This is a genomic window from Pseudooceanicola endophyticus (assembly GCF_018760365.1).
GTDB classification, from domain to species: domain Bacteria; phylum Pseudomonadota; class Alphaproteobacteria; order Rhodobacterales; family Rhodobacteraceae; genus Pseudooceanicola; species Pseudooceanicola endophyticus.
The window spans coordinates 15,771-32,685 of sequence record NZ_JAHIAB010000015.1 but is presented as its reverse complement, the minus strand read 5'-3'; the positions used below and the strand labels follow the sequence as shown (position 1 = coordinate 32,685).

16 protein-coding genes are annotated in these 16,915 nt (G+C 67.6%); 8 read left to right on the top strand and 8 right to left on the bottom strand.

Annotated elements, in window-relative coordinates:
* Positions 1-71: 71 nt before the first annotated feature.
* Positions 72-1,682 carry a D-alanyl-D-alanine carboxypeptidase family protein gene (locus tag KM176_RS21075; protein WP_202398055.1) on the bottom strand — a complete coding sequence of 537 codons (1,611 nt, stop codon included), beginning with the start codon at positions 1,680-1,682 and terminating at the stop codon, positions 72-74.
* A gap of 234 nt (positions 1,683-1,916) precedes the next feature.
* Entirely contained in the window at positions 1,917-2,627 is a 711-nt protein-coding gene (locus tag KM176_RS21070; RefSeq protein WP_160896594.1) for an HAD family hydrolase, read from the bottom strand.
* A gap of 126 nt (positions 2,628-2,753) precedes the next feature.
* Here KM176_RS21070 and clpS point away from each other — a divergent pair, with 126 nt between their 5' ends.
* From clpS to KM176_RS21045, 5 genes are all read left to right on the top strand, one after another.
* On the top strand, positions 2,754-3,104 hold the full coding sequence (clpS, locus tag KM176_RS21065) for an ATP-dependent Clp protease adapter ClpS (RefSeq protein ID WP_160896595.1): 351 nt from the start codon (positions 2,754-2,756) through the stop codon (positions 3,102-3,104).
* Between the two features lie 7 nt (positions 3,105-3,111).
* Positions 3,112-4,167: a class I SAM-dependent methyltransferase gene (locus KM176_RS21060; RefSeq protein WP_236045408.1), complete on the top strand. Its 1,056-nt coding sequence runs from the start codon at positions 3,112-3,114 to the stop codon at positions 4,165-4,167.
* Positions 4,164-4,967, top strand: a complete 804-nt coding sequence (locus tag KM176_RS21055) for an SDR family NAD(P)-dependent oxidoreductase (protein WP_160896596.1) — start codon at positions 4,164-4,166, stop codon at positions 4,965-4,967. Before KM176_RS21060 ends, KM176_RS21055 begins: the two co-directional genes overlap by 4 nt.
* A gap of 97 nt (positions 4,968-5,064) precedes the next feature.
* On the top strand, positions 5,065-5,955 hold the full coding sequence (gene hemF, locus KM176_RS21050) for an oxygen-dependent coproporphyrinogen oxidase (RefSeq protein ID WP_160896597.1): 891 nt from the start codon (positions 5,065-5,067) through the stop codon (positions 5,953-5,955).
* A 101-nt stretch (positions 5,956-6,056) separates the two neighbouring features.
* Positions 6,057-6,944: a YihY/virulence factor BrkB family protein gene (locus tag KM176_RS21045; protein ID WP_160896598.1), complete on the top strand. Its 888-nt coding sequence runs from the start codon at positions 6,057-6,059 to the stop codon at positions 6,942-6,944.
* Here the strand turns inward: KM176_RS21045 and hemE are convergent.
* Positions 6,941-7,981: a uroporphyrinogen decarboxylase gene (gene hemE / locus KM176_RS21040; RefSeq protein WP_160896599.1), complete on the bottom strand. Its 1,041-nt coding sequence runs from the start codon at positions 7,979-7,981 to the stop codon at positions 6,941-6,943. The genes KM176_RS21045 and hemE overlap by 4 nt on opposite strands.
* Positions 7,982-8,166: 185 nt before the next feature.
* Here hemE and hemC point away from each other — a divergent pair, with 185 nt between their 5' ends.
* On the top strand, positions 8,167-9,114 hold the full coding sequence (hemC, locus tag KM176_RS21035) for a hydroxymethylbilane synthase (protein ID WP_160896600.1): 948 nt from the start codon (positions 8,167-8,169) through the stop codon (positions 9,112-9,114).
* Positions 9,115-9,130: 16 nt separating this feature from the next.
* On the opposite strand, the gene KM176_RS21030 is transcribed toward hemC, so the two are convergent.
* Together KM176_RS21030 and KM176_RS21025 are read right to left on the bottom strand one after the other, a co-directional pair.
* The gene (locus KM176_RS21030) at positions 9,131-9,613 is read right to left on the bottom strand and encodes an RNA pyrophosphohydrolase (RefSeq protein WP_160896601.1); all 483 of its coding nucleotides are present in this window, start codon (positions 9,611-9,613) and stop codon (positions 9,131-9,133) included.
* Between the two features lie 156 nt (positions 9,614-9,769).
* On the bottom strand, positions 9,770-10,657 hold the full coding sequence (locus KM176_RS21025) for a LysR substrate-binding domain-containing protein (protein ID WP_160896602.1): 888 nt from the start codon (positions 10,655-10,657) through the stop codon (positions 9,770-9,772).
* A gap of 106 nt (positions 10,658-10,763) precedes the next feature.
* Here KM176_RS21025 and KM176_RS21020 point away from each other — a divergent pair, with 106 nt between their 5' ends.
* On the top strand, positions 10,764-11,990 hold the full coding sequence (locus KM176_RS21020) for an acyl-CoA dehydrogenase (protein WP_160896603.1): 1,227 nt from the start codon (positions 10,764-10,766) through the stop codon (positions 11,988-11,990).
* A gap of 170 nt (positions 11,991-12,160) precedes the next feature.
* Complete coding sequence (locus KM176_RS21015) at positions 12,161-12,553, top strand: VOC family protein (RefSeq protein WP_160896604.1); 393 nt, start codon at positions 12,161-12,163, stop codon at positions 12,551-12,553.
* A gap of 202 nt (positions 12,554-12,755) precedes the next feature.
* Here the strand turns inward: KM176_RS21015 and KM176_RS21010 are convergent, their stop codons facing one another.
* Genes KM176_RS21010 through gpmI form a run of 3 tightly spaced genes read right to left on the bottom strand, consistent with a single transcriptional unit; the run spans position 12,756 to position 16,842 of the window.
* On the bottom strand, positions 12,756-14,171 hold the full coding sequence (locus tag KM176_RS21010; RefSeq protein ID WP_160896623.1) for a S41 family peptidase: 1,416 nt from the start codon (positions 14,169-14,171) through the stop codon (positions 12,756-12,758).
* A complete protein-coding gene (locus tag KM176_RS21005; protein ID WP_236045407.1) occupies positions 14,171-15,292 on the bottom strand; it encodes a murein hydrolase activator EnvC family protein in 1,122 nt (373 codons plus the stop codon). Before KM176_RS21005 ends, KM176_RS21010 begins: the two co-directional genes overlap by 1 nt.
* Positions 15,293-15,324: 32 nt before the next feature.
* Complete coding sequence (gene gpmI, locus KM176_RS21000) at positions 15,325-16,842, bottom strand: 2,3-bisphosphoglycerate-independent phosphoglycerate mutase (protein ID WP_160896606.1); 1,518 nt, start codon at positions 16,840-16,842, stop codon at positions 15,325-15,327.
* Positions 16,843-16,915 lie beyond the last annotated feature (73 nt).

Below are 16,915 nucleotides of genomic sequence, written 5' to 3'. Positions count from 1 at the left end.
TGACAAGATGCAAAGGGCCCGCCTTCGATCCGAAGGCGGGCCCTTTGCATGGTTCGGTGCCGGTCCGGCGTTCAGGTGTCGGGGCCGATCATGAAGCAGGTCTGATTGCGGGCGTTCAGCCGCTGGCAGGTGCGGTCGGCGGCATCCCGGGTCAGCCCGGTGAACAGCGCGTCGAACCCGGTGGCGCCGCGCGACACCTGGCGCTCCGCATGGCCCAGGGTCTCGACCTCGGTCATGGCGGTGGTCAGCATCGCCTTCTCGGCGCTGTACTGCGAGGGGAAGCGCCCGACGTTGACGCCCCAGAGCCGCGCGCCCTTGTCGGTCTGCACATGGGTCGGGGTCGTGGCGGAGGCAGGGGTGGCCGGGGGCTCTACCGCGGCGATCACGGCGGGGGCGGCGGCCGGGGGCGCGCTGGCCTCGGGCACGGCCTTCACCGCAGGGGCGGCCTGGGCCTGGATCTTCGGGAACTGGGCCATCAGGTCCGAGGGGCGGGCCACCGGCTGCAGTCGGGTGACGGCGGGGACGTCCGCTTCGGGCGTGTCGACCACGGCAATGGCCGTCGCCGAGGCCGTGGCGCGCGGCAGGGTCGGCGGCACGATCGCGGTGTCGGGCGCGGCCGAGGCCAGGGCCAGGGCGGCGGCCCGGGCATTCAGGTCGGGATCGACCTGGGCGGCGGCGGCGGCCACCAGCGCAAGGCCGGGCGCGGGCGCGTCGGCGCCCGGACGGGCCTGCGGACGCAGCGAGGTCGCGACCACCAGAGAGCGGTTGCTGTTCGCGGCCACCAGTGCCGGTCCGGCGTTGTAGTTAGGCAGGCCCGGGGCGACGGTGCGCGCATGGCGCGGCGCCTTCCGGAAGCCCAGGTCCAGCAGCTCCTTCACGCGCTGGTCGCGCCAGGCGGAGGAATGGCCGCCGAAGACCGTGGCGATGATGCGCACGTTGCCGCGCCGGGCGGAGGCCACCAGGTTCGAGCCGGAGGCGGAGGTATAGCCGGTCTTGATTCCATCGGCGCCCTCGTAGCTGTTCAGCAGGCGGCGGTTGGTATTGTAGACCGTCTTGCCGCCGGCATTGGCCGAACGGCGCGAAAACAGGTTGTAGTACTGCGGGTAATCGAACAGCAGGTGCCGGCCCAGGATGGTCATGTCGCGCGCGCTGGACAGGTGCCCGGCGGCGGTCAGGCCGTTCATGTTCACGAAATGCGAATGCTTCATGCCAAGCGCCTTGGCGGTGCGGTTCATGCGCGCCGCGAAGGCGGGTTCGGAGCCCTCGATCGCCTCGCCGATGGCGGTGGCGGCGTCATTGGCGGATTTCACCGCCGCCGCGCGGATCAGGTAGCGCAGCTTGATCTTCTGGCCGACCCGCATCCCCAGCTTCGAAGGTTCCATCCCGGCGGCATGGCGCGAGATCGTCACCGGCGTATCCAGCGTGATCTCTCCGTTCTTGATCGCCTCGAAGGTGATGTAGAGCGTCATCATCTTGGTCAGGGAGGCCGGGTGCAGCGGCGTGTCCGCGTTCTTCTCGTAAAGCACCTGCCCGGTCCGGGCGTCCATCACCAGCGCCGCATAGGGCGCCGCCTTCGCGCCCGATGTGCCCAGCAGCACCATCGCCACCAGCGCCACGCCCACCAATGTCAGAAAATTCGCAAACCATCCGTTCCGGACGGATGTCAGCCCCCGCACCGCCATGTCTGTCACCTATTACTGCCTCACTGCCGCCAGTTGATCCGGCTGACTTTACCGGAAGGCTAACACAGGCCGAAAATGGCGCAAAGTCAGGAAAACAAGGGAATTTGACCTCGGGGGAAGCTCTGACCAGATGTGGTGATGACTGAAGGGTCACACACAACACCGGCCATTGCCCGAAGGGCACATGACCGGCGGGTGTTGCAATTTGGTAGCGCTGCGCGGAAGAAAACGCCTTTAAACGTGGGCGATCTCGTCCAGCACGGCGGAAAGCTGCCCAAGGTCGGGCAGTTCGCGGAACCTGTCACCTTGCGTCGGGTGATCGGCATGTTCCAGCGCCCAGGTGACCTCGTGGGGGACATGCACGCCCCAGCCGCCCGCGGCGATCACCGGCAGCACGTCGGATTTCATCGAATTGCCCACCATCAGCGCCCGCGCCGCGCCGTCGGCATGGCGGCTGAACAGCTCGGCATAGACGGTGGCGGTCTTGTCCGAGACGATCTCGACCGCGTCGAACAGCTCTCCCAGACCCGAGCCAGCCAGCTTGCGCTCCTGGTCCAGCAGGTCGCCCTTGGTGATCAGCATCACCCGGTAGCCGCGCGCGGCGCTGTCCTCGACCGCTTCGCGGGCATGGGGCAGCAGTTCCACGGGGTGCACCAGCATCTCCTGTCCGGCGGCAATGATCTGGGAGATCACGCTGCCCGGCACGCGCTCTCCGGTGATCTCGACCGCGGTCTCGATCATCGAGAGCATGAAGCCCTTGATGCCGAATCCGTAGCGGCCAAGGTTGCGCCGCTCGGCGGCCAGCAGGCGTTCGTCCAGGTGGTCGGGGGCGGCGTAATCCTTCAGCAGATCGGCGAATCGCTGCTGCGTGAGCTGGAAGAAACGTTCGTTGTGCCAGAGGGTGTCATCGGCATCGAAGGCAATGGTGGAGATTTTTTCGGCCATTTTCAGGGGGGTCCTTTCCGATGCCCTTTCAACTTCGTGGGCTCACGTTATATACAGCTTTCTGATCCAGAAACCTCAAGGGCCGGCGGAGCATCCGGCTGACGAGCGAGAAAGCGAAGGCGCGCGATGATCCAGTATCGCCCTTGGACGATGGCCGGGAAGGATGACGAAGGCGGGGACGACAACGACTTTTCGGTCGTCGTCGACACGCGTCCGCGCACCAAGCGCCCGCCGCTCTACAAGGTGCTGCTGCTGAACGACGACTTCACGCCGATGGAATTCGTCGTGATGGTGCTGGAGCGGTTCTTCCACATGAACCACGCCCAGGCCTTCGAGGTGATGCTGACCGTGCACAAGAAGGGCGTCGCCGTGGTCGGCGTCTTCAGCCACGAGATCGCGGAGACGAAGGTGGCGCAGGTGATGGATTTCGCCCGCAAGCACCAGCATCCGCTGCAGTGCACGATGGAAAAGGAATAACACGCCCATGACGGGCCAAGCCATGGCTGCGCGCCTGGCCATCGCGCTGGAGGCGGGGCTTGACCTGTCTTCCGGTGGGATCGCCGTGCTGGCGCCGCGCGCCGGAACCGACCTTTCGGCCCTGCCGAAGGACCGGCTGCGCATCGTGACCGGGTTCTACCCGGACTACCGACATTTCAAGGAGGCGGGTCATGCCTGCGCCGTGGGCCCCGATTGCGCCGAAAAGGCCGAGGGCGGCTTTGCGGCGGTGCTGGTCTGCCTGCCGCGCGAAAAGGCCCTGGCCCGCGCCCTGGTCGCCGCCGCCTGCGCGATGACGACGGGGCCGGTGATCCTGGACGGCCAGAAGGACGACGGCATCGACAGCCTGCTGAAGGAAGTGCGCCGTCGCGGCCCCGTCGAGGGGCCGGTGAACAAGGCCCATGGCAAGCTGTTCTGGTTCCCCGCCAGCACGGCCTTTGCCGACTGGGCGGGCGCCCCCGCGCAGATCGAGGGCGGTTTCGTCACCGCGCCGGGGGTCTTCTCGGCTGACGGTGTGGATCCGGCTTCGGCGCTGCTGGCCGGCGCGCTGCCGGAACTCTCGGGCCGGGTTGCCGATCTGGGCGCCGGCTGGGGCTACCTGTCGCAGCGCCTGGCGGGGATGAGCGGGATCACCTCGCTCGACCTGGTGGAGGCCGACCATGCCGCCCTGGCGTGTGCCCGTCGCAACATTGACGATCCGCGCGTGCATTTCCACTGGGCCGACGCCCGCGACTGGAAGGCGCCGACGCCTCTTGACGTGATCGTGATGAACCCGCCGTTCCACACCGGCCGGGCCGCCGATCCGGAACTGGGCCGCGATTTCATCCGCTCGGCGGCGCGCAATCTGGCCGCTTCGGGCCGCCTGTACATGGTGGCGAACGCCCATCTGGGCTACGAGGACACGCTTCAGGGGCTGTTCGGCAGCGTCACCGGCTTCGGCGGCACGCGCAGTTTCAAGCTCTTGGTGGCGGAACGCCCCTCTCGCCAAGCGGGGCGGGGGCGACTAGGCTCCGGCTCCGGGACACACGGGGACATGAAACGATGACATTCTCGATTGCGGGCAAGACCGCCATCGTCACGGGCGCGGCCAACGGCATCGGCCTGGCGATCGGCAAGCTGTTTGCCGACAAGGGGGCGAATGTCGTCCTGGCGGACATGGACGAGGAACGGCTGAAGGCCGAGCTGGGCGACCTGGTCGCGGATGAGGGCAACATCCGCTACTTTGCCGGGGACCTGCGGGAAAAGCTGACCATCGCCAACCTGCTGTCGACGACGCTGGACGCCTTCGACCGGGTCGACATCCTGGTCAATGCCTCGCGGCAGGTGATGCCCTCGGATCCGCTGGATCCCGATGACGAGGCGGTCGAGGTTCTGCTGCAGCAGAACCTGATGACCGCGCTTCGGGTCAGCCAGGCGGTGGCGCGGCGGATGATCAAGCAGGCCGAGGAGGCGCCCGACGCCCCCGCCGGCGCGATCGTCAACCTGTCGTCCATCGCGGCGCGGCGCACCCATCCGGAGCTGATGGCATTTTCCGTCTCGACCGCGGCGCTGGACCAGATGACCCGCAGCCTGGCGGTGGCGCTGGCACCGCACCGCATCCGGGTGAACGCGGTGGCCTTCGGCTCGGTCATGTCGACCAGCCTGATGGAGCAGCTGCGCGAGAACGACGCCTATCGCGGCGATATCGAGGGGCATACGCCGCTGAGCCGCATCGCGCCGCCGAGCGAGCTGGCGGAAGCGGTGCAGTACCTGGCCTGCGATGCCTCGAGCTTCATGACCGGGCAGATCATGACCGTCGACGGCGGGCGCACGCTGCTGGATCCGGTGGCCGCACCGGCACATTGACGCGGGGCATGGCAGGCGCGTGCGGGGGGCGCTGCCCCCGGCGGCCCCGGGCCGCCTCCCCCGGGATATTTAGGGCCAGATGACAGGGAACCCGTCCATGGACGAGATGACAGCCGAGAAAACCCGGGCCAGCGCCTGGTTCCGGGAGCTGCGCGACACCATCGTTGCCGCCTTCGAGGGGCTGGAAGAGGCGCAGGAGACGGGGCCGCTGTCGGAGCAGCCGGCAGGCCGTTTCGAGCTGCGCGAGACGCTGCGCACCGCCGAGGACGGTTCGGATGCCGGCGGCGGGCTGATGAGCGTGATGCGCGGCGGCCGGGTCTTCGAGAAGGTCGGGGTCAATATTTCCACCGTGCATGGCCGTTTGGGCGCGCGGGCGCAGGCCGCCATGGCCGCGCGCCGGGGCCTGCCCGGCATGAAGGAGGATCCGCGGTTCTGGGCTTCGGGGATTTCGCTGGTGGCGCATATGCAGAACCCGCATTGCCCGGCGGTGCACATGAACACCCGGATGTTCTGGACCCCGCATGGCTGGTGGTTCGGCGGCGGATCGGACCTGAACCCCTGCCTGGAATATGCCGAGGACACCGCGCATTTCCATGCCGTTCAGAAGGCCCATTGCGACCGGCACGGGGCGGAGCTGTACCCCCGGCTGAAGGCCTGGGCGGACGAGTATTTCTATATCCCGCACCGCAAGCGGGCGCGCGGCGTCGGCGGCATCTTCCTGGATGACCACTGCACCGGCGACTGGGAGGCGGATTTCGCGCTGATCCGGGACATCGGTCAGGCCTTCCTGCCGGCCTATCTGCCGCTGGTCGACAAGCGCCGCACCGATCCCTGGGGCGCGCCCGAGAAGGACGCCCAGCTGGTACATCGCGGGCTTTATGCCGAATACAACCTGGTCTACGACCGGGGCACCAAGTTCGGCCTTGAGACCGGGCATGACCCGGATGCGGTGCTGATGTCGCTTCCGCCGCTGGCAAAATGGGTCTGAACGCAACGCTTGCCCGCCTTTGCGCCTGAACCGTCGGTTTGGGCGTTTCCTCTGCCGTCCCAGGCCTTAGGTTTGACGAAGACGAGCGGAGGGACGAGACGATGATGCGGACTTTGCGACTGCTGCTGGCGATCGGCAAGCAGGTGGGCGAGATCAACATGGCGCTGATCGCCGCCGGCGTGGCCTTCTATTCCATGCTGGCGCTGTTTCCCGGCATTGCCGCGATGATCTCTCTCTGGGGGCTGGTGTCGGACCCCTCCGTCGTCGTGGACGAGCTGCAGCTGATGCAGGGCATCATCCCCGAGCAGGTCTATGCGCTGGTCTCGGACCAGGTGGTGAAGATCAGCTCGGGCAGCGGTTCGGCGCTTGGCTGGACGGGGATCGTGTCGCTGTCGGTGGCGATCTGGTCGGCGCGCTCGGGCGTGGCTTCGCTGATGCTGGGGCTGAACCAGATCCATGGCGACCCCAATCGCGGCAGCCTGAAGCACTATCTGACCGCGCTGCTGCTGACGGTGGCGCTGCTGGGGGTGGGAATCGTGGCGCTCGGCTCCGTGGTGATCGTGCCGCTGGTGCTGAAGCTGGTGCCGCTGGGCATGATCTCGTCCATCCTGATCGAGCTGGTGCGCTGGCTGGCCGCCGTGCTGGCACTGCTGATGGGGCTGTCTCTGATCTACCGCTACGGGCCCAACAGCCGGGGCAAGCGGCTGAAATGGGCGACCCCGGGGGCGGGGCTGGCGGTGACCGGATGGGCCATCGCCTCTTTCGGATTTTCGCTCTACCTGACGAATTTCGCCAATTACAACGAGACCTACGGATCGCTCGGCGCGGCGGTCGCGATGCTGTTCTGGCTGTATATCACGGCGTTTCTGGTGCTGCTAGGGGCCTCGCTGAACGTGCAGCTGGCCCGGCGCCGGATCCGCGAAGGCCATGCCATCCCGGGGGACCGGACCATGGTCGAGGGCCCCCCGGAAGAACGTCAGACGGCCTAGGCCCGGGTGGCGCGCACCGTGTCGATCATCAGCTGGACGTTCTCGGGATCAGCATCCGGCGTGATTCCGTGGCCAAGGTTGAAGATATGCGGGCCGCCCCGGAAGGCCTCGACGATGCGCTGCGTCTCGCGCACCAGCGCTTCGCCGCCCGTCACCATGTGCGAGGACGCGAGGTTGCCCTGCACGCAGCCGTCGATCTGAACGTTGGCGGCCGCCCATTCCGGTGCGACCGAATTGTCGAGCGCGACGCAATCGGCGCCGGTGGCCTTCGCAAAGCCCACGTATTTCTCGCCCGCCTCGCGGGGGAAGGCGATGACCGGCAGGCCGGGATGGCGCGCCTTCAGCTCGGCGATGATGCGTTTCGCCGGCGCCAGGGCGTAGCGGTCGAAATCCTCGCCCTTCAGCGATCCGGCCCAGCTGTCGAAGAGCTTCACGCATTCCGCGCCCGCCTCGACCTGCTTCGAGAGATATTCGATCGTGCCCTCGACCAGCCGTTCCAGGATCGCCTCGAACAGCGCGCGGTTCTCGGCCTTCAGCGCATGGGCGGGGCCCTGGTCCGGGGTGCCGCGCCCGGCGATCATGTAGGTGGCCACCGTCCAGGGCGCCCCGGCGAAACCGATCAGCGTGGTGTCCTTCGGCAGCTCGCGCGACAGGATCTTCACCGTCTCGTAGACCGGTGCCAGCACGTCATGCACCTCAGAGGCCGGCTTCAGCGCATCGAAATCACCCTGGGTGGTGATGGTGGACAGCCGCGGCCCCTCGCCGGTGACGAACCACAGGTCGGCGCCAAGGGCCTGGGGCAGCAGCAGGATGTCGGCAAACAGGATCGCCGCATCGAAACCGTAGCGCCGGATCGGCTGCAGGGTGACCTCGGCCGCCAGCTCCGGGTTGTAGCACAGCGACAGGAAGTCCCCGGCCTGCGCCCGCGTCGCCCGGTATTCCGGCAGGTAGCGCCCGGCCTGGCGCATCATCCAGATCGGCGGCGTGGGCAGCGCCTCGCCTTTCAGCGCCCGAAGGATCGTCTTTTCCGCCATCACCGCACCTCTTGAAAAAATCCCGCCACGGATCGCGAACCCGCCCCGGCTTGTCAAGCGCTGCCCCGGGACAGGGCGGGGCGCGCACACATTTTCTTGTTCCAAATACCTCCGCCGGAGGCCGGTCCCGCCCTGCTGGACCGATCCGCCATCTTGCCAGCGCCGCGCCGCCGGTCTAGGCCAGCACCATGACGCACGCTCTTCCCACCCCCGCTTCCCCGCTGAAACTCGGCACCCGAGGCTCTCCGCTGGCCGTCGCCCAGACCCACGAGACGCGCGACCGTCTCGCCCGGGCCTTCGATCTGCCGCAGGCGGCGTTCGAGGTGGTGGTGATCTCGGTCGCCGGCGACCGGATCCAGGACAAGTCGCTGCGCGAGGCGGGCGGCAAGGGCCTCTTTACCCGCGAGATCGAGCAGGCGCTGCTGGACGGCACCATCGACCTGGCGGTGCATTCCATGAAGGACATGCCGGTCGCCCAGCCCGAGGGTCTGATCCTCGATTGCTACCTCCCGCGCGAGGACGTGCGCGACGCCTTCGTCTCGCGCGCCCATGCCAGCCTCGCCTCGGTGCCCGAGGGCGCGGTGATGGGCACCTCCTCGCTGCGCCGTCGCGCCCAGCTCCTGGTGCGCCGCCCGGATCTTCAGGTGGTGGAATTCCGCGGCAACGTGCAGACCCGCCTGCGCAAGCTCGACGAGGGCGTCGCCGATGCCACCTTCCTCGCCATGGCCGGTCTCAACCGCCTCGGCATGGCGGATGTGGCACAATCGCCCATCGACCCCGAAGACATGCTGCCCGCCGTTGCCCAGGGCGCCATCGGGATCGAACGGCGCCTGGCGGATTCCCGCGCCGCGATGATGCTTGAGGCGATCCACCACGGTCCCACCGCGCAGCAGCTGACGGCGGAACGCGCCTTCCTCGCCCGCCTCGATGGCTCCTGCGAGACCCCGATCGCGGGCCTCGCGACCCTCGAGGGCACCACCCTGCGCCTGCGCGGAGAGATCCTGCGCCCGGACGGCTCCGAGGCGCTCTCGGACGACCGCAGCGCTCCGGCAGAGGACGCCGCCGCCCTGGGCCGCGAGATGGCCGAGGCGCTGCTGGCGCGCGCCGGCGCGAACTTCTTCGACTGGCGCGGGTAACCCCGCGCCAGAGGCCTCAGATCCGGTCGCCGAAAAGCTCCAGCACGCGGGCATAGACCTCCCGCTTGAAGGGCACGATATTGGCGACCAGATCCTCGGGCGGCATCCATTGCCAGGCGTCGAATTCCGGATGTTCGGTCGCGATGACGATATCCTCATCCGAGCCCTGGAACCGCATCAGCGCCCATTTCTGCTCCTGGCCGCGGTACTTGCCCTTCCAGACCTTGCCGATCAGCGCCTCGGGCAGGTCGTAGCGCACCCATTCCTCGCTGATCGCCTCGACCACCACCTTGTCGGCGCTGACTCCGGTCTCCTCCCAAAGCTCGCGCAGCGCGGCCTCTTCGGCACTTTCGCCCGCGTCGATCCCGCCCTGGGGCATCTGCCAGGCCTGTGCCTCGGTGTCGATGCGCCGGCCGGTAAAGATATGGCCGGCGGCATTGACCAGCATCACCCCCACGCAGGGGCGGTAGGGCAGGGCGGCACTCTCTTGCGGTGTCATGGGAACCTCCGTTGAAACTCGCCGCACCATGTCCCCGCCGGGCCCCAAGTGCAATCGCGGGCCCCTGCGTTTCCCCGGATCATTTTCTTGTTCCAAATACCTCCGCCGGAGGCACGGGCGCCCCGGCGCCCGTTTCCCACCGAAAGGATGCGCGCCTCAGCCGCCGATCTCGGCGCTCAGCCAGTCGCGGAAGCGTGCGAAGCCGGGCAGGTTCAGGCTGCGCTCCGGGTAGATCAGCACGTAATCCTCCCCGGTCGCCAGCCGGCGCTCCGAGGCCAGCGCCAGCCGCCCGCTCTCCAGCGCGCCCCGGGCGATGATCTCGGGCACCAGCCCCAGGCCCAGCCCCGCCTGCGCGGCATCCAGCACCATGTCGAAATGATCGAACCGCGCCCCGCGCAGCGCCAGCCGCGGATCCAGCCCGGCCTCGCGGAACCAGTCCGGCCAGAGGTTCGGCCGGGTGCTCTGCTGCAGCAGCGGCAGCTTCAGCAGAGCCGCGTCCTGGGGCAGGCCACCGGCCACCAGCCCGGGCGCGGCCACCGCCACCAGCTGCTCTTCGGCCAGGTGCAGGTGATGGGTGCCGCCGCCCTGGTGCGGGCTGCGCTGGATCGACAGGTCGAAGGGCTCGGCCTCGAAATCCACCCGGTTCAGCCGCGCCGCCACGTCGAAACTGACACCGGGCAGGGCCTTTTGCGCCGCCCCCAGTCGCGGGATCAGCCAGCTGCGCCCGAAGCTTGGCAGCACGGCGATGCGCAGCACGCTTTCCTGGCCGCCGAAGGCCATGACCGAGGTTGCCGCCTGGTCGAGCGCGCGCAGCAGCGCACCCGCCTCCGGCAGGAAGGAGCGCCCCGCATCCGACAGGCTCAGCCGCTGGCGCGCCCGCACGAAAAGCGAAACGCCCAGCCGGTCCTCCAGCGCCGAGATCGAGCGGCTGACGGCACTTTGCGTCAACCCCATCTCGCGCGCGGCGCCGGTGGTGGTGCCGACACGCGCACATGCGCAAAAGGCTTCAAGCTCGCCGACGGAGGGTATGTAGGGCTTGCGCAATTCCGGAAACCTTATGCATTCCTCTCATGATCTGCGCAGAATTACTCGTTGGCGCGGGAAAGGTCCATGGCCTAGGCTCCGGCCAGCCGATCACGAGGAGACCCCCATGGATACCGCTGCCCGCCCGGTTCTGAAAGACAAGGACCGCCCCGACATGTCCAGCTTCAACTGGCAGGATCCCTTCCTGCTGGACGACCAGCTGGAGGAAGAGGAGCGGATGATCCGCGACACCGCGCAGCAGTTCTGCCAGGATCGCCTGATGCCCCGGGTCGAGAAGATGTACATGGAAGAGGGCATCGACCCCAAGATCTTCTCCGAGATGGGCGAGATGGGCCTGCTGGGCGTTACCGTGCCGGAGCAATACGGCGGCATCGGCGCGGGCTATGTCAGCTACGGCCTTGTCGCCCGCGAGATCGAGCGGATCGATTCGGGCTACCGCTCCATGGCCTCGGTGCAAAGCTCTCTGGTGATGTACCCGATCTATGCCTATGGCTCCGAAGAGCAGCGGATGAAATACCTGCCGAAACTGGCCTCGGGCGAATGGATCGGTTGCTTCGGCCTGACAGAACCCGATGCGGGCTCGGACCCTGCCGGCATGAAGACCCGGGCCTACAGGACGCAAGGCGGCTACCGGCTGGTCGGCTCCAAGATGTGGATCTCGAACGCGCCGATCGCCGATGTCTTCGTGGTCTGGGCGAAATCCGAGGCCCATGGCGGCAAGATCCGCGGCTTCGTGCTGGAAAAGGGCATGAAGGGCCTGTCGGCGCCGAAGATCGGCGGCAAGCTGTCCCTGCGCGCCTCGGTCACCGGAGAGATCGTCCTCGATGACGTGGAAGTCGGCGAAGAGGCCCTGCTGCCCCATGTCGAGGGGCTGAAAGGGCCCTTCGGCTGCCTCAACCGCGCCCGTTACGGTATCGCCTGGGGTGTCATGGGGGCCGCCGAGGACTGCTGGTTGCGCGCGCAGCGCTACGGCATGGAGCGCAAGCAGTTCGGCAAGCCGCTGGCCGGCATGCAGCTTTACCAGAAGAAACTGGCGGACATGCAGACCGAGATCGCCCTGGGGCTTCAGGCGGCGCTGCGGGTCGGGCGCCTCTTCGACCAGGCGAAGGCCGCGCCCGAGATGGTCTCGATCATCAAGCGCAACAACTGCGGTAAGGCGCTGGAGATCGCCCGGATGGCGCGCGACATGCATGGCGGCAATGGTATCCAGGTGGAATACCAGGTGATGCGCCATGCCCAGAACCTCGAAACGGTGAACACCTACGAGGGCACCCATGATGTCCATGCGCTGATCCTGGGACGGGCCCAGACCGGGTTGCAGGCCTTCTTCTGAAGCCGGGCGGGGGCGCTGCCCCCGTCAGCCTGCGGCTGACCCCCCCCCGAGGTATTTGAAACAGAAAATGGCAGGGGCGTGGCTCTTCATCATCTGGCCATAAATATCCCCGCCGGAGGCGGATGCCGGTGGGGCTTGGTGACAGGTGCGGAGCGTGGCACTGTAATGGCATGTTGAGTCATGTGACCCTTGCCGTGACCGATGTCGAAGCCGCCCGCGGCTTCTGGGGGCCGTTGATGGCGCGGATGGGCTTTGCCGAGACCTGGCATGTGCCCGGGCAGGAGGCGAGCTATCGCGATCCGGCTCTGCCACGACCGCTGTTTTTCCTGACCCGGCCCTTCGAAGGCGATCCCGATCCCGGCAACGGGCCGATGGTGGGGTTCCTGGCGAAGGATCGCGAAACGGTGCGCGCGGTACATGCCATGGCGCTGGCGACCGGTGCCGCTGATGCGGGGGCGCCCGAGCTGCGGACCCGCTATCACCCAGATTACTACGGGGCTTATTTCCGTGATCCCGATGGCAACAAGATCTGCATTGCCTGTCATGAGGCGGAGAGTGCTTAGCCGGGACGGTGCGCTCTGAAGCACCTGTCTTTGGCGACCAGGACGGGATCGACGTGCATTGAAAGCCACGCTGTGGGGTGATCCTGTCCTGCGGCAGGCAGGGCAGGTCTGCTGCTGGAGGGACGGTCTTGTTCCCGGGCCGCGCATGTGAAAGCCCCCGCAGAGGCTGCGGGGGCTTTGAAGGGGCATCGCTTCGGTGCGTTTACGGCTTGGCCGGGGCCGTGCCGTCGGTGGCCGCCGGCGCCTTGGCCGCGGCTTCCTCGGCCTCGGTCGTATGGACCTGCGGCCCGAGGGCGGCAAAGCCCTTCAGGATGTCGATCGCATAGGCCAGCTGGTAATCCTCGTCGCGCAGCTTGGCGGCTTCCTCGGCCTTGGCCTGTTCGTCCTGAAGCTGCTTCAGCTCCTCGTCGCTGATCGAGTCGTTGTTCAGCGCGCCGCGCAGGTCCGCCTCGGAACGCATCGGCTTGGGCGTGGCGGCATCGTCTTCGGGCTTGGCGTCCTCGGGCTTGGCGGCGGGCTGTTCGACCACGATGTCCGGAGAGATCCCGAGGTTCTGGATCGAGCGGCCCGAGGGCGTGTAGAAGCGCGCCGTGGTCAGCCGCATGGAGCCCTCGTCGCCCAGCGGCATCACCGTCTGGACCGACCCCTTGCCGAAGCTCTTGGTGCCGATGACGATGGCGCGGCGGTGATCCTGCAGCGCGCCCGCGACGATCTCGGAGGCGGAGGCGGAGCCGCCGTTGATCAGCACCACGATCGGCTTGCCGTCGATCAGATCGCCCGGGGTGGCATTGTAGCGCTCGCCCTTCTCGGGGTCGCGGGCCCGGGTCGAGACGATCTCTCCCTGATCGAGGAAGGCGTCGGACACCTTGATGCCCTGCACCAGCAGGCCGCCGGGGTTGTTGCGAAGGTCCAGCACCACGCCGTCGATCTTGTCGAGGCCGCCATCGGCCTTGATCTGTGCCTCAAGGCCTTCCTTGAGGTTGTCGAAGGTCTGGCCGGTGAACTTGGAGATCCGCAGCACCACGGTATTGCCGACGCTGCGCGCCTTGACCGAGACCAGCTTGATCGTGTCGCGGGTCATGGTGACATCGAAGGGCTTCTCTTCGCCCTCGCGCACGATGGTCAGGGTGATTTCGCTGCCGACGGGACCGCGCATCATCTCGACCGCGTCGTTCAGGGTCAGGCCCAGAACGCTCTTGCCATCGACATGGGTGATGTAGTCGCCGGCCTCGATGCCGGCCTCGGCGGCGGGGGTGCCATCCATCGGAGAGACGACCTTGACGAAGCCCTGCTCCTGGGTGACCTCGATGCCGAGGCCGCCGAATTCGCCACGGGTCTCGACCTGGAGGTCCTTGGCTTCCTGCGGCGGATGGTAGCTGGAATGCGGATCGAGCGAGGAGAGCATGCCGTCGATGGCGGCTTCGACCAGCTTCTTGGGATCCACCTCTTCGACATACTGGCTGCGGATGCGTTCGAAGACATCGCCGAACAGGTCCAGCTGCTTGTAGACGGAAGCGTCATCCTCGCGGTCCTGGGCCAGCAGCGGCGGCGCGAGCTGGGTGGTGGCCACAAGCGCCACGGCCATGCCGCCGGCCGCTGCCAGGGCGAACTTCTTCATCATTCCTTGTCCTTCGTCACTTCGAACCAGTTCATCGGGTCGACGGGATCGTTGTCCTGCCTGACTTCCAAGTAAAGCGTTTCGGGCCTGGGGGAGCCAGTCCCCTCTTCGGCCTGCGTCACCTGTGTCCGGGCTGCAAGCTCTTCCCCGCCCATCAGGCCGATTGGGGCGCCTTCCGGCAGAACATCGCCGATGTTGCCGAAAATCGCGCCAAGTCCGGCGATCACGAAGAGTAATCCGGATTGCGGCTCCAGTATGATCACGTTTCCGTAGTCAAGCAGCGGGCCCGCATAGCGGATCGTTGCCGCCACCGGGGTCGTCACAAGGGCCCGGGGGCGGGTGGCGATCAGGATGCCGGGGCGGCGGATGCCGGCGGCGTCCGCCTCGTTGGCGCCGCGCAGCAGGGTGCCGGCGACAGGCAGCGCCAGGTGCCCCTTGCGGGCGCCGATCCCGGGTGTGGCGGGGGCGCGCACTGGCCCTTCGGGCAGGGCATCGAGATTGGCGGCGACCTCGCGCAGGTTCTCGGCGGTGGCCTGGAGAAGCTGTGTCTTCATCGGATCGGCGGTGAAGCGCGAGGGCAGGTCGGTGCGGTCCGAGGCGGCCTTCGACAACGTGGTGCGGGCCTGCTGAAGCTCCTGCATGGCGGCGATCAGCTGGTCGGCGGCCTGCTGTCGGGTCTGCTTCAGGGTCTTCAGCGCCTCAAGCTGGCCGGCCAGTTCGTGGGCGCGCGATTGCAGGGCCGGGGTGGCGTCGGCCAGCAGCATGCCGGCGCGGGCGGTGCCGACGGGGCCGTCGGGATGCAGCAGGTGCACCGGGGCGGGATCGCGCGACATCGCCGCCAGCGCGCCCAGCAGGGCCGCGATCTCGTCCCGGCGGGCATCGAGATCGGCGCGCACCTTGTCCTCGGCCAGCTGGGCGGCGCGCAGGCTTTCGCGCAGCGCCGAGAGGCCGGTCTCGTAGGCGGTGATGGTGCGGGTGAGGGCCGCGATGCGATCGCGCGAGCCGGTGGCATCGCGCAGTTGCCCCCGGGCGGCATCCAGTTCGGCCGCGGCGCTGCGTGCCATGGCCGAGGGGGATTGCTCTGCCGCCGCAAGGCCGGGCGGCAGGGCCAGAGCCAGCATCAGGGCTCCGCTCAGCACCTGCCGCCCGCGCTTCATTTGATCAGCGTCTCGCCGGTCATTTCGGCGGGCTGCTCCATCCCCATGAGCTGCAGCAGGGTCGGGGCGATATCGGCCAGACGCCCGTCGCGCAGGCTGGCGCCCTCGGGGCCGCCCAGCAACGCCACCGGCACCAGGTTCGTGGTGTGGGCGGTGTGCGGGCCGCCGGTTTCGGGATCGACCATGGTCTCGCAATTGCCGTGATCGGCGGTCAGCAGCAGGGCGCCGCCGGCTTTCTCCAGTGCCGCAACCACCTTGGCCAGTCCGCGATCCACCGCCTCGCAGGCGGCGATGGCGGCATCCAGATCCCCGGTATGGCCCACCATGTCGGGGTTGGCGTAGTTGGTGACGATCAGGTCGTAGCCATGCTCGATCGCGGCGACGAATTTCTCGGTCACCTCCTCCGAGGACATCTCGGGCTGGAGGTCATAGGTCGCGACCTTGGGAGAGAGCGGCATGAAGCGGTCCTCGCCCTCCTTCTGCTTCTCGACACCGCCGTCGAGGAAGAAGGTCACATGGGGATATTTCTCGGTTTCGGCCAGGCGGAACTGGGTCTTGTGATGCTTGGCCACCCATTCGCCCAGGGTGTTGACGATCTTCTGCTTGGGGAAGCAGGTGGTCATGAAGGCGTTGTGATCGACCGAATATTCCACCATCCCCAGCAGGACCGAAAGGCTGGGGCGCGGGCCGGTCTCGAAGCCGTCGAATTCCGGCGCGCCGATCGCCGAGAGGATCTCTCGGGCGCGGTCGGCCCGGAAGTTGGTGCAGAAGAAGCCGTCCCCCTCCTTCACGCCGTCGAAGCCCGGCAGGACGGTGGGCAGGATGAACTCGTCCGCCTTGCCCCTGGCATAGCTCTGCTCCACGGCTTCCTTCGCACTGCCGGCGGCTTCGCCCTGGGCGTTGATCATGGCCGCGTAGGCCAGTTGCACCCGCTCCCACCGCTTGTCGCGGTCCATGGCATAGTAGCGTCCCGAGACGGTGGCGATGCGCGCGCCCTCTGGCAGGGCGGCCTCCAGCGTCTCGAAATAGCCGAGCGCCGATTGCGGGGCGACGTCGCGGCCATCGGTGACGGCATGGAACTGCACCGGCACGCCGGCTTCGGCGATGGTGGTGAGCGCCGCGATGATATGGGAAAGCGAGCCATGCACGCCGCCGTCGGACACGAGGCCCATGACATGGGCCGTGCCGCCGGTTTCCTGCAGCGTGGCGATCATCCCCTGAAGAGCATCGTTCTTCTGGAAGGAGCCGTCCTCGATGGCGAGGTCGATCTGCCCGAGGTCCATGGCAACGACCCGACCGGCGCCGATATTGGTGTGGCCGACCTCGGAATTGCCCATCTGGCCTTTCGGAAGCCCGACATCGGGACCGAAGGTGACCAGAGTGGCATGGGGGCAGGTCGCCATGATGCGGTCGAAGGTCGGCGTATTGGCGAGGGCGGGCGCATTGGCCTCGCGGCTCTCGCGCTGGCCCCAGCCGTCGAGGATGCACAGAACGACGGGTTTCGGGATGCTCATGGGAAGTCTCCTGCCTGTTTCGGCAAAGGTGTAGCGCGGCGACGGGGCAGGGTGAACCGGGTTTGCGCAATCA

Excerpts from the sequence above, each read along its gene's own strand:
- KM176_RS21075 (WP_202398055.1), bottom strand. The coding sequence starts at position 1,682 with ATGGCGGTGCGGGGGCTGACATCCGTCCGGAACGGATGGTTTGCGAAT.
- KM176_RS21070 (WP_160896594.1), bottom strand. The coding sequence starts at position 2,627 with ATGGCCGAAAAAATCTCCACCATTGCCTTCGATGCCGATGACACCCTC.
- clpS (WP_160896595.1), top strand. The coding sequence starts at position 2,754 with ATGATCCAGTATCGCCCTTGGACGATGGCCGGGAAGGATGACGAAGGC.
- KM176_RS21060 (WP_236045408.1), top strand. The coding sequence starts at position 3,112 with ATGACGGGCCAAGCCATGGCTGCGCGCCTGGCCATCGCGCTGGAGGCG.
- KM176_RS21055 (WP_160896596.1), top strand. The coding sequence starts at position 4,164 with ATGACATTCTCGATTGCGGGCAAGACCGCCATCGTCACGGGCGCGGCC.
- hemF (WP_160896597.1), top strand. The coding sequence starts at position 5,065 with ATGGACGAGATGACAGCCGAGAAAACCCGGGCCAGCGCCTGGTTCCGG.
- KM176_RS21045 (WP_160896598.1), top strand. The coding sequence starts at position 6,057 with ATGATGCGGACTTTGCGACTGCTGCTGGCGATCGGCAAGCAGGTGGGC.
- hemC (WP_160896600.1), top strand. The coding sequence starts at position 8,167 with ATGACGCACGCTCTTCCCACCCCCGCTTCCCCGCTGAAACTCGGCACC.
- KM176_RS21030 (WP_160896601.1), bottom strand. The coding sequence starts at position 9,613 with ATGACACCGCAAGAGAGTGCCGCCCTGCCCTACCGCCCCTGCGTGGGG.
- KM176_RS21020 (WP_160896603.1), top strand. The coding sequence starts at position 10,764 with ATGGATACCGCTGCCCGCCCGGTTCTGAAAGACAAGGACCGCCCCGAC.
- KM176_RS21015 (WP_160896604.1), top strand. The coding sequence starts at position 12,161 with ATGTTGAGTCATGTGACCCTTGCCGTGACCGATGTCGAAGCCGCCCGC.
- KM176_RS21010 (WP_160896623.1), bottom strand. The coding sequence starts at position 14,171 with ATGAAGAAGTTCGCCCTGGCAGCGGCCGGCGGCATGGCCGTGGCGCTT.
- KM176_RS21005 (WP_236045407.1), bottom strand. The coding sequence starts at position 15,292 with ATGCTGGCTCTGGCCCTGCCGCCCGGCCTTGCGGCGGCAGAGCAATCC.
- gpmI (WP_160896606.1), bottom strand. The coding sequence starts at position 16,842 with ATGAGCATCCCGAAACCCGTCGTTCTGTGCATCCTCGACGGCTGGGGC.